The organism is Xenorhabdus budapestensis (genome assembly GCF_002632465.1).
GTDB lineage: Bacteria > Pseudomonadota > Gammaproteobacteria > Enterobacterales > Enterobacteriaceae > Xenorhabdus > Xenorhabdus budapestensis.
In genome coordinates this window covers 80,246-92,482 of the sequence record NZ_NIBS01000003.1, presented here as the reverse complement: position 1 = coordinate 92,482, position 12,237 = coordinate 80,246, and the positions used below count along the sequence as shown (strand labels likewise).

Annotated in this window: 7 protein-coding genes; 2 read left to right on the top strand and 5 right to left on the bottom strand. The window is 44.2% G+C overall.

Annotation, left to right across the window (positions count from 1 at the left end; genetic code table 11):
• Positions 1–3 precede the first annotated feature (3 nt).
• The 5 genes from Xbud_RS04720 to malT form a co-directional block, all read right to left on the bottom strand.
• On the bottom strand, positions 4–1,155 hold the full coding sequence (locus Xbud_RS04720) for an MFS transporter (protein WP_099134982.1): 1,152 nt from the start codon (positions 1,153–1,155) through the stop codon (positions 4–6).
• A 159-nt stretch (positions 1,156–1,314) separates the two neighbouring features.
• Positions 1,315–1,947: an HAD family hydrolase gene (locus Xbud_RS04715; RefSeq protein WP_099135139.1), complete on the bottom strand. Its 633-nt coding sequence runs from the start codon at positions 1,945–1,947 to the stop codon at positions 1,315–1,317.
• A 24-nt stretch (positions 1,948–1,971) separates the two neighbouring features.
• Entirely contained in the window at positions 1,972–3,033 is a 1,062-nt protein-coding gene (locus Xbud_RS04710; protein ID WP_099134981.1) for a zinc-dependent alcohol dehydrogenase, read from the bottom strand.
• Entirely contained in the window at positions 3,033–4,307 is a 1,275-nt protein-coding gene (locus Xbud_RS04705) for a class-III pyridoxal-phosphate-dependent aminotransferase (protein WP_099134980.1), read from the bottom strand. Before Xbud_RS04705 ends, Xbud_RS04710 begins: the two co-directional genes overlap by 1 nt.
• Before the next feature lie 205 nt (positions 4,308–4,512).
• Complete coding sequence (gene malT, locus Xbud_RS04700) at positions 4,513–7,227, bottom strand: HTH-type transcriptional regulator MalT (RefSeq protein WP_099134979.1); 2,715 nt, start codon at positions 7,225–7,227, stop codon at positions 4,513–4,515.
• Between the two features lie 346 nt (positions 7,228–7,573).
• Here malT and malP point away from each other — a divergent pair, with 346 nt between their 5' ends.
• On the top strand, positions 7,574–10,009 hold the full coding sequence (gene malP / locus Xbud_RS04690) for a maltodextrin phosphorylase (RefSeq protein ID WP_099134977.1): 2,436 nt from the start codon (positions 7,574–7,576) through the stop codon (positions 10,007–10,009).
• Positions 10,010–10,018: 9 nt separating this feature from the next.
• Complete coding sequence (gene malQ / locus Xbud_RS04685; RefSeq protein WP_099134976.1) at positions 10,019–12,154, top strand: 4-alpha-glucanotransferase; 2,136 nt, start codon at positions 10,019–10,021, stop codon at positions 12,152–12,154.
• The last annotated feature ends 83 nt before the right edge of the window (positions 12,155–12,237 follow it).

The window sequence follows — 12,237 nt, the reverse complement described above, 5'->3', positions numbered from 1 at the left end:
CTGTTATTTTCGGTCGGGTGCAATTAACCAATATCCCGCCAATAATGAAAGAGATAACAAAGCGATACAGCCAAATGCACTATGCAATGTTATCTGATGGGCTAAACCACCAATAATCGCAGGCCCAAGCAGAATACCTGAATATCCCATCGTAGAGACAGCAGAAACAGCCAGAGAGTCAGGCATCACTTTTTGCCGTCCCGATGCGGTAAAAAACATCGGAGCCAGATTGGACAAACCAGCGCCGATCATCAGGAATGCCAACGCTAATGCAATTACACCGGATGCCAGATAAATCAAGATAAACCCTGATGTCGCCAACATAGCGCTTGCCAAAAAAACCTGCCGATACCCACAGGCGGCGATCAGCCTGTCTCCGAAAAATCGACCGCATGTCATGGTAATGGCAAACAGGGTATAACCCAGTCCCGCCTGATGGCTATCTATGCTATGAACACTGCTTAATAAGATCCCACTCCAATCCAGCATGGAACCTTCCATCAGATAAACAACAAAGCAGAGAAAACCTATCAGGATCACAATACCACGCGGCAAAGCAAAAAACGGGGTATCTCCGTCTTCTGCATCATCCAGCAATCCATTCCATACCGGAAACAGCAACAGGATAATCAATAATGTCACAGCGACCATTACTAAAAATGGGGATATTCCCATAAACAACAACAAACTCACCGAACCAGCCCCAGCTATTCCCCCTAAACTGAACAGGGCATGAAAACCTGACATCACAGGACTCTGTACTCTTTTTTCAATATTAACTGCGTGGATATTGGCCGAGACATCCATCGCCCCAATCCCTGCCCCAAATAGAAATAGTGCACAAGCCAGAACTGCGGGAGTAGGCAGGATACTCAATCCCGGCAACATCAAAATTGCCAGTAACGTGAAGAAAGTAAAAACTTTCCGACAACCAAATCGTGCGGACAACATTCCTGCGACTGGCATCATAATGAAAGAACCAATACCAAATGCCAGCATCAGCAACCCCATTGCACCATCGTCCAAAAACAGTCGCTCTTTGACTAATGGGATCAGAGGAGCCCAACTCGCCATACTGAAACCTGCGATAAAAAAAGAGTTTTTTGTCGCCATAATAGGCTGTTTAACCAAAGAAATCGCATACTCCCCAGACATCCGCTCCCTCCATCAATTTCTGCTTATGCAACGTTGTTTTACATACACAAGCCTGATAAAAAATCACCCTTATTCAAACAATGCCCTTCTCTATTTTTTGAGAAAGGCATGAGCATGGGATATAAAACCCAAATCATACTGGCTGAAAATCTTTTTGGATTATATTGAGATTAACCCTGCAAATTGAGGAATATCTGCCAGCCTCTTAATAACACACGTTGCCTGCTTGTACTGTTCCATTACTGACAAGGCATGAGGCCAGGCATATATCTGTGGAATACCCGCTTGTTTTGCTGCCATAATTCCCAAATCAGTATCCTCAATGACCAAAGTCTGCCGGGCATCCATTCTTTTCAATTTAAGCATAGCCAGATAGGGATCGGGAAAAGGCTTAGTTTGTTCAACATCATCACCAGAAATCAACGCTGGTTCTTCCGCCAGACCCAACAACCCAAGATTGGCCAAACACACTTCACGTGGAGCGGTCGAAACAAAGCCAAAAACAACTCCATTTTGCTGTAAGGCTGTTAGCAAGCCAGCAATGCCTGGTCGCAGGTAATGTGTAGATAATTTATCTTGATAAACCGAGATAATCCTATTGGTAATACTTTGCTGTACTTGTGATGGAATACCAATCGCATTCAGTGTTTCTGCCAGACTCAGGCCGATCAATTGTTGCGGCTGAATATCGCGTGTCTGTTCAGGTGCCAATTCACATAGCACATCAAAATGTAACTGTTCACTATCAACAATGACCCCATCGATATCAAAAATGACATTGAATTTATCCATCATCACTATTCCAATACTTATCGATTACTTCAAATCAGCCACACGAATTAACACTTTACAGTTTGGCGTGCTAAGCGGTATTTGAGCCTTGCCTGCAACATCACAACCAACTGTCAGAAATGCCTGCTGATAATCATCAAAATCAAAAACATGACTAATCAGACGATCTGCCGGGATCACACCATCACGGATCATGGTGTAAGCCCGTTCAAAACTGTTGTTCAGGGAATCAATAGAACCAATCACAGAAAGGCTTTTATCCGCAATTTTTAAGATATCGAGATTGGCATGCTTATCTTTTAAGGCAACATTCAACAACTTACCTCCCGGTGCCAAATGACCGAAAATATACTCTGTCAGTTGCCCGGTAGTATCTACACACAGGTCTATCAATGCGGATTTATCACCGTATTCCTGTGTCAGTGCTTCATCAAAATCAGTATATAGTCTGCATTCCGCAGGTAAATTCTGGCAGGCAAATTGTATACGGTTCGGGTTTTTCTCAATCATGAACGCCTTAACGCCTCGCTCATGCAACGCCCAAAGGTACAGCATCCCCATTGGCCCTGCACCTGCCACTACTGCACGAATATTGGTATGAGTAATCCCCAATTTATCCACGCCAGTCAATGTACAACTTAATGGCTCTGTCAATGAAGCTGCTTCCATACTGACATGAGGCTCCAATTTAATCAGTGAACCCTCTTTTGCCAGATACTGCTCAGCAAATGCGCCATCATAGGAAACACCCGCTTCTGTACCCATTTTCTTCTCACAATGATTTGGGTTGCCTGTCTGACACATTCTGCAACACTCGCAAGAGTATGTCGGGTTAATAACTACACGATCACCAACTTGAAAACGCGTCACCCCACTACCCACCTGTGCTACAACGCCTGTCGTTTCATGACCCAATGTCGTTCCGGGTACTGCAACAGGGTAAGAACCAGTGATAATACCTACATCAGTTCCGCATATCCCACATACAGCGATATTCACCACCACATCATCCGGTTCAATACAGTGCAACGGCTCAACGTCCTGGACTTGAATATCCCATACTTGATTAAATTTAAGCGCTTTCATTATGCAACCTCCCTGTGTCCCTGGGCAGAAACCGTCAGCTCCGCAAAAGTCAGATCCAATTTATGGAGGATTTCGTTCAAGTGTACTTGTGTACAAATCAAAGGAGGACGTATCTTGAGTGCTCGCCCCTTACCATACCGGGAACCACGCAGGATAAGTTTATGGTAGTTGGCAACCGCAATCGCCCTTGCTGCAAACTCTGGGCTTGGCGTATCAAAACCAAACATATAACCAATGCCCCTGACTCCAGTGATTTCAGGATATTTATGTTGTAAATCCAGCAACCCGTTACGCAGGAAGGTTTCGTTCTGACGTACATTTTCTAAGATATGTTCATCTTCAATAATATCGATGATTTCGTTAAGCGCGACCAAAGACAACGGATTCGCGCCGGAGGTGCTTGAATGCTCGAATGATTCCAATACATCCAATGAACTACGCATCAGCACACCGCCGATTGGGATGCCAATGCCGCCGGCACCTTTGGCAAAAACGATAATATCTGGCTCTAGTTCTTTGGCATAACCTGTAGAAGCGAAGAAAGTACCAGTACGCCCAAACCCTGTCTGAACTTCATCTGCAATAATGATGATGCCATGCTGGTGGCAAATTTCCCGGATCTTGCGATAGAACTCCACAGGGAAAACAATATTTCCGCCATTCCCCTGAATCGGTTCAATAATCAGACATGCGATATTGTCGCTTGAGCCCAACTGAATGAACTGCTCCAGATCGATATACTGTGTTGCTTCATCTGGGGGTTCAGCCATGACACTACTTGGCGCTGGAATTTTTATGGAGCCTTCGATATTGATATGAAAATTTTTAAGCCGGAACGCATTACCAGAAACCTGCGCCGTAGCAAGAGACTGACCGTGATGGGCAAGAAAGAAAGAAACAATACCAGAACGTCCTGTCGCTTTTTGAGCAATACGAATGGCACACTCCACAGCACCAGAGCCAGAAACATCCCGTAACCAAATACTGTCTATACCTTTAGGGGTATGTTTAACCAACTTACTCAAAATATACTGCGACATTTCTCGTGTATAGGCAGAACTCAAATGCGTGCACCTATCAATCTGCTGCTTTAATTTTTCGGCGATCCTGTGATTGGTGTAACCAAGCGGCAAATTAAACGTTCCTGATGCTGTATCAATATATTTTTCACCATCAATGACCAAATACGGGCCATGACCGACATAACGAGAAAGCATTTCTTCAAGGTGATTCTCTTTAAGGTGATCTTCTTTAAGGTGATAGTTATTTTCCATAATCACTCTCCATCATTAGTTATATTTAACAAAAAACCCGCCAACTATGGAGAATAAGATTAGACCTCTTTCAAATGTGATGTCTATCACAGAACTACCATAAAAAATATTAAATAGTTTTAAAAATTATTTTATATTTTTAAGTTGTATTTTTATTTCTTCATATTTATGTTCTTATCAGTAAGGTCACATCTGGAAAAAATTATCAGACTCCTAATCCCATCATTTGCATTAAATACTGTGCTTGCTGAATAGCTTCCTGACGATGGGAAATACCCATTTTCTGATACAGATTGCGGATATGAGTTTTAATTGTCGTCGCTGCCACTTCCAGTTCAACAGCAATCTGCTCATTACTGTAACCAGAATAAATTAACCCCAATACCTGCCATTCACGTTGAGTTAATGGACTATTGCGAATAAGTTCAGGAACATCAGGATGAGTAAGAAGCTGCTCAACAAAGGTTTCATCAAAGTGGGCAAATTTATGCCGATTCTGGCGATTGATTTCCCGCAGGATACGCTGCGCCCGATGTTGCTCAAATTCAGGCAAAATATTGAGTTGAATGAGCTGGCGCAATTGCTGAGCCATTAATTCACCTTCAAGCACAAAATGACTGATAAACCCCGTGCGATTAGCCAAATGCAAGGCTTCCATCAGCACTTGTTGCGCTTCAGCCTTACGCTCAAGCTGCCAGTAAAGTAAGTTGCATAACAACAAATTGCGATTCAGATCGCTTACCAGTTCCAGCTTTAAAGCGTATTCATTCAGCGTTTCCAAAATGGTTTCTGCTTCTTCATACTGACCAAGCAAGATCTGAGCACGGGCAATATTACGCCACTGGTTCTGGTTGAAATGGTTACTGAAACTTTCAGGTTTTTCTGCCTGAACCAACCATTGTGCCGCTGAAATATTATCCTCCAGATGTTGCCAGATAATGACTCGCAATTTATCAGTATTCGTTCGCCAGTCACGATGATAATGCCCATTATTGAGTAGATTCTCACACCGGGATAAATGACGACGAGCATTATCAATATCTCCACGAATCAAAGAGCATTTCGCCAGTTGAGTCAGACACTGTAATTGCTGCTGAGGTTGAAAGTTAGACAACACATCTAAACCACGACGTGCCGATTCCTCCGATTCATCAATACGCGCCCAACACCACAAAAGCTGTGAACGAATACGCAGCAGAAACTCGTGCATGGGTAACTGTTCCAAATGCTGCTCACGGATCAAGTCAAAAGCGTGATTTTGAGTTTCATAGGCGGTCTGTAAATATCCCTGGGCCAGTAAAATTTCACTTTGCTGCAATAATGCCCATAAAGCATAGTGGTAAACATGGCAGCGGCGGGCGAGCTGTTCTGTCTGCTTCATCAACGTTAATGCAGGAGACAACTCCCCTTTACAGTGCAGTACCTCCCCTTTCACTGACATCGCGACAATACGGCCATATTCATTATCAGGCAGCAGACTTGCCAACGCTTTTTCAGCCAATAAATCGGCATCATCCGGTCGGCCGTCATTAATCGCGACCTGAGCACGCAATGCGTCAAACTCTCCCAGTAATTCAGCCTCAACCTTCATCTCTTTTTGCTCCAAAGATTGCTCTGCCTGATTCAATAACGCATTGACCTCATAATACCGATACTGACTCTGCGCCAGCCATGCCTGTAACAGCACCAAACGCGGATTTTCCAGTAGCTGCTCATGTGGCAAAGCATTCATGCACTCTTCCAGCAGTGATAACTGGCTGTGGTTAAACAACTCCCATGCATGTTGCAGCAAAATATCACATAACAACTTCGTATCTGCTGTCGCCAAAGCATGATGAACCGCTTCTCCCGGATACCCCTGCATCAACCAGCCTTCTGCCGCCGCACGATGCAATTCCGGTAAATCCGCCGCCATTTCCCACTGGCAACGTTGGCGAAGGAATGAAGCAAACAAAGGATGAAAACAAAACCATTCGCCAGAATCATCCATGCGCTGGATAAACAACCCCTGACGTTCAATATCTTCAAGACGTTGCTGACCATTTTCCATCCTTGTCAGACAAACAATCAATCCATCATTCATCGAACGCAGGATAGAACTACGCAACAAAAACTCTCGTGTTTCCTGATCAACACGGTTTAAAACTTCGTCCACAAGATAATCTGACAAATGGCAGGCATTAATTCCTGAAAGACGTTTTGCCGACATTTCTGCTGTATTACCTGCCTGACGGGCAGAAAGAGCAATTAGCTGCAACGCCGTCGCCCACCCTCCCACGTCATGACATAACTGTCTGCAATGCTCAGCCTCTAATGGTCTGGCCAGCCGTTTATCAAAAAATTGCTGAGCTTCCTGATAGCTAAAAGCTAACTGCTGACTATCGAATTCCAACAATTGCTCGCGCACACGTAAATTAGCAACTCCCAATGACGGTAAGTGACGGGAAAGGATAATCAACGTCAGGTTTTCCGGCTGATGGCGTAGAAAGAAACGCATAGCTTCATGGATAAGCTTATTCACTATCAAATGATAATCATCGATCACCAGAAACAGTGGCTGCTTCCATTCATTCAGTTCAATAAACAATTGTGCAAACAGTGCAGATAAATTGGCATATTGATGTTTTTGCGCTAATACTTCACTTTTAACACAATGCCCCTGTGTCGCCTGTTGGACAGCAGCAATCAGATAGCTGGCAAAACGTTCCGGCTGATTATCACTATCATCCAGAGAATACCACCCCAGATTATCCTGTCCGGCAGCCCATTGTGACATTAATGTGGTTTTACCATACCCTGCCGGACTGGTTATCAGCACCAGTCGATAATTCTGTGCTTCATTGAGCTGTTTTAACAGGCGCTCACGCATAACCATATTATTGAGGCGAAGAGGGCGACTGAGTTTCGACGGGATAAGCATTATTTCCTCCCCTCACAAGTAATGAGTAAAACTGATACCTGAAACCTTGTTTCGATGTTATTAAGCAATCAAAATCAGTAACATTTGCTAATGAACAACCAAATTTAGAGAAACGCCCGCCTTTTGCAATTAGGTTGATTGATTTCATTGTGTTAAGTTGCACCTTGTCACATTCTTTACCTGAAACGTTTCTTGTTCCCGATAAAATTGCGAAAGCATTCGAAAAAATAGCTACGCCCCAATACTCATCCCTGTGAATATCCTTACAGGATGATGTGTCTTGCCTACTGAGCCTTCAGCATATCAGGCTAAATAATCTCTATATTTTCCTCAGGATGAAGACTCCATGAAACAGCCCAAACTCGATAAAACCGTATTCCAGGCTGCACTTACCCGTCAGTGGCAGCGCTTTGGCCTTGATTCAGCACAGGAAATGACAACACATCAGTGGTGGCAAGCTATCAGTGCCACTCTTCTGGAATTACTGCCTACTTATCGCCAAGACAATAACCATCAAACTGATAATCCAAACCCCACCGATAGTCCAAAAGGCAATCAACGGCACGTAAACTACATTTCAATGGAATTCCTGATCGGCCGTTTGACTGCTAACAATTTGCTTAACCTTGGCTGGTATGATGACGTTCAGACTTATTTAGCCGAATATGGCGTGGTATTAAGTGACGTGCTGGAAGAAGAAGTTGACCCTGCCTTGGGTAATGGTGGATTAGGGCGTCTGGCAGCTTGTTTTCTTGATTCAATGTCAACCCTTAATCAACCGGCAATCGGCTACGGACTCAATTACCAGTATGGTCTGTTCCGGCAATCTTTCGAACAGGGGCTACAAATTGAAGCCCCTGATGATTGGGAACGCAATACCTATCCGTGGTTTTACCGCAATATACAGCTGAAAGTTAATATCGGTTTCGGCGGTGAAATTGTCACAACAGCAGACGGTCGTGAAACCTGGCGACCTAATTTTAGGCTGACAGGAGAAGCATGGGATCTATCTGTGATTGGTTATGATAATGGTGTTATACAACCCCTGCGTCTATGGCTGGCAACTCACGATAACCCCTTTGATTTATCACTGTTTAATGATGGGCAGTTCCTGCATGCTGAGCAACAAGGCATTCAAGCCACCAGCCTGACCAAGGTCCTCTATCCGAATGATAATCATCAGGCCGGAAAACGTCTTCGCCTGATGCAGCAGTATTTCCAGTGTGCCTGTGCTGTGGCTGACATTCTACGTCGTCATCAGCAAGCTGGCCGCAAAATACAAGAGTTACCGCAGTACGAAGTTATCCAGCTCAATGATACTCACCCAACCATTGCCATTCCTGAGATGATGCGCCTTCTGATTGATGAGCACCAATTGGATTGGGATACTGCATGGGCCATTACCGGTCAGACCTTCGCTTATACCAACCACACCCTATTACCAGAAGGTTTAGAACGTTGGGATGAACACCTGATCAGCGAATTACTGCCGCGCCACCACCGTATTATCCAAGAAATAAACCGTCGCTTCCGTAAAACAGTGGAACAAAACTGGCCTGGCAATCAACAAGTATGGGAAAAACTGGCTGTTATCCATGACCATCAGGTGAGAATGGCTAATCTCTGTGTTGTGGCCTGTTTTGCAGTCAATGGAGTTGCAGCACTGCATTCATCTTTGATTGTGACAGATCTATTCCCTGAATATCATCAATTGTGGCCAGAAAAATTCCATAACGTAACCAATGGTGTTACACCACGCCGTTGGCTAAAACAATGCAATCCAGCACTCTCCTCATTGATTGATCAGACATTAGGCCATGAATGGATCAATGATATTACCGCGTTAAAAAAACTCGAACCCTATGCCAATGATGCGGCTTTCCGTGAAGCTTATTGGGGCGTAAAACAGGACAATAAAATCCGCCTGTCCAACTACGTTAATAAAGTGATGGGGCTTAAACTCGATCCTCATGCCATCTTTGATGTACAAATCAAACGACTGCATGAATACAAACGCCAGCATTTGAATCTGCTACATATCCTCTCACTTTATCGACAAATTCAGGAAAACCCGGCGTTGGATATTCACCCACGTGTTTTCCTGTTCGGTGCTAAAGCCGCCCCCGGTTACTATCTGGCAAAAAATATTATCTCAGCTATCAACCACGCAGCCGAAAAGATCAACCATGATCCGATCGTGCGTGATCGCATAAAAATTGCCTTTATTCCCGATTACAATGTTTCTAAAGCTGAATTAATGATCCCTGCCGCCGATGTATCAGAACAGATCTCTACAGCAGGAAAAGAGGCCTCTGGCACAGGTAATATGAAACTCGCCTTAAATGGAGCGCTGACTATCGGCACACTGGATGGTGCGAATGTCGAAATAGCCGAACAAGTTGGCAACGATAATATTTTTATCTTCGGGCATACAGTAGAGGAAGCAAAAGCATTACTGAAAAATGGCTACAACCCACAAAGCATCCTCCAACAAAACAGTCATCTACAAGACATACTCAATTCTCTTGCCAACGGTGAATTCAGTCATGGAGATACACAAGCATTTGCTTTAATGCTGCATAGCCTGATTGATGGCGGTGACCCTTATTTGGTACTGGCAGATTTTGCTGATTACTGCGCTGCTCAGCAACGGATCGATGATCTATACCGTAATACCCAATGTTGGACACAGAGCACGATCCTTAATACTGCTCGTATGGGGAAATTCAGCTCTGACCGAACTATTCAAGATTATCAACAACGTATCTGGCAGGCGAGATAAGGATCCGTCATGGAAAATAAATGCCTTGATGATTTGGCAACAGAGGCTGGTATTGCCACTGAATATATTAATGCTTACGGGAAACCACAGGCTATTCCTGCTCAAATAAGGCATCGAATTTTACAAGCTATGGGAACAAATATACCGGTCGAAAGACCGGTTTCTGACTTAACTGCTTTGCCTTTACCCACAGTTAAAATATTGATGCAGGGCAAAGCATTTACTTTGACTTTGAATAGCTCAACACAATATCAATGGCAGATACAGACAGAACAAGGAGAAGATTTGCATGGAAATTGCCAGTATCAACTTACATCGCCGACCTCTTTGCCCCTGGGTTACCACACTCTTATTTTAACCCCCATATCAAGGCAAAAAGATGATGCACAACATCACACGATGCAAATCATCGTCACACCAGAACGCTGTTATGAACCAAAACCCCTGAAGAAGGGCCATAAACTTTGGGGAGCCTGTGTTCAACTCTATACCCTGCGTTCAGAAAATAACTGGGGAATCGGTGATTTTGGCGATTTAAAACAGATGCTGAGAAAACTGGCACAACGCGGAGGGGCTTTTATCGGCCTGAATCCGCTACATGCAATGTATCCAGCCATGCCTGAAAACGCCAGCCCTTATAGTCCCTCATCCCGCCATTGGCTTAATGTCATTTATATTGATGTAAATCAGGTAGAAGACTTTAAATCCAGTACCGAAGCTCAAACATGGTGGAAGTCACCGGAAACTCAGCACAAACTTCAACATGCCCGCCAAACAGAATGGGTCGATTATTCCACCGTAATGACATTAAAAATAACGGCGTTACGTTTGGCTTATCAGCAATTCAATACCCGAACTGATGCAGATCCCCTGTACATCGCTTTCCGACAATTTATTACTCAAAGTGGTAAGAGCCTGTATTCACAGGCTGTCTATGATGCTCTGCTCTGTAAACTGTACAGTGAAAACCATGCTTATTGGGGTTGGCCCGTCTGGCCAGAAAAATATCGTGAACCTGATAGTGATACCGTTCAGGAATTTTGTCATACCCACTCTCAGGAAATAGAATTTTTTCTTTGGCTACAATGGATAGCTGACAGTCAGTTAGCTGACTGTTTCAGTGAAAGTCAAAACAGTTCTATGCCAATTGGTATTTACCGTGATCTGGCCGTTGGTGTGGCACAAGGCGGTTCAGAAACCTGGGAGAACCGAGAGCTCTATTGCACCGAAGTATCCATTGGCGCACCGCCGGATATTCTGGGACCACTAGGGCAGAACTGGGGACTTCCACCGATGAATCCCCACGTGTTACAGGCCCAACACTATCGGCCTTTTATTGAATTACTACGTAGCAATATGCGTCACTGCGGTGCATTACGAATTGATCATGTGATGGCACTGCTCAGGCTTTGGTGGATCCCACAAGGCGAAAGCGCAGCCCAAGGGGTTTATGTTCACTATCCCGTTGATGATCTGCTGGCAATACTGGCACTGGAAAGTCAACGCCATTGCTGCATGGTGATAGGTGAAGATTTAGGGATTGTACCAGAAGAGATTGTCGGGAAATTACGCGACCGTGGTGTCTATTCTTACAAGGTATTTTATTTCGAGCGCGACGAAAAAGGGGAATTTAAGTCACCTGATGAATATACCACACAAGCGATGGCAACTATCACCACCCATGATTTGCCAACATTACGCGGGTTTTGGCAAAGTGGCGATCTGAAACTGGGGGAATCAATCGGCCTATATCCAGATAATGCGCTACTTGCTGAGTTATATGATGAACGCGAACATTGTAAGCAAAAGCTATTGGCAGGTTTACACCGCTCTGGCTATCTCTCTGAATCATCGTTCATAACAAATACGCCAATTCAATTGCAGCAAGAGGCATCATCATCACAGATATCAGTCTCCATTAATCATGACATACACTATTATCTCGCCAGCAGTACCAGTGCCTTATTAGGTTTACAACCCGAAGATTGGTTGGACATGGAACACCCTGTCAATGTTCCCGGCACAACCAGGGAATACCCGAATTGGCGACGTAAATTAGCCGTTACATTGGAAGCTATTTTCAAGGATGAGCGCGTAAATCACTTGCTGGAAACAGTGGATAAGCACAGAAGGACGATTTCGTAAGCAACAAGCAGATATTGAAAAAGCCATATTCTTTTGGAAAGACCATCAGAACTTCGTACCGCAATTATTCCGGTACGAAGTTC

Excerpts from the sequence above, each read along its gene's own strand:
- malP (WP_099134977.1), top strand. The coding sequence starts at position 7,574 with ATGAAACAGCCCAAACTCGATAAAACCGTATTCCAGGCTGCACTTACC.
- Xbud_RS04710 (WP_099134981.1), bottom strand. The coding sequence starts at position 3,033 with ATGAAAGCGCTTAAATTTAATCAAGTATGGGATATTCAAGTCCAGGAC.
- malT (WP_099134979.1), bottom strand. The coding sequence starts at position 7,227 with ATGCTTATCCCGTCGAAACTCAGTCGCCCTCTTCGCCTCAATAATATG.
- Xbud_RS04720 (WP_099134982.1), bottom strand. The coding sequence starts at position 1,155 with ATGTCTGGGGAGTATGCGATTTCTTTGGTTAAACAGCCTATTATGGCG.
- malQ (WP_099134976.1), top strand. The coding sequence starts at position 10,019 with ATGGAAAATAAATGCCTTGATGATTTGGCAACAGAGGCTGGTATTGCC.
- Xbud_RS04705 (WP_099134980.1), bottom strand. The coding sequence starts at position 4,307 with ATGGAAAATAACTATCACCTTAAAGAAGATCACCTTAAAGAGAATCAC.
- Xbud_RS04715 (WP_099135139.1), bottom strand. The coding sequence starts at position 1,947 with ATGGATAAATTCAATGTCATTTTTGATATCGATGGGGTCATTGTTGAT.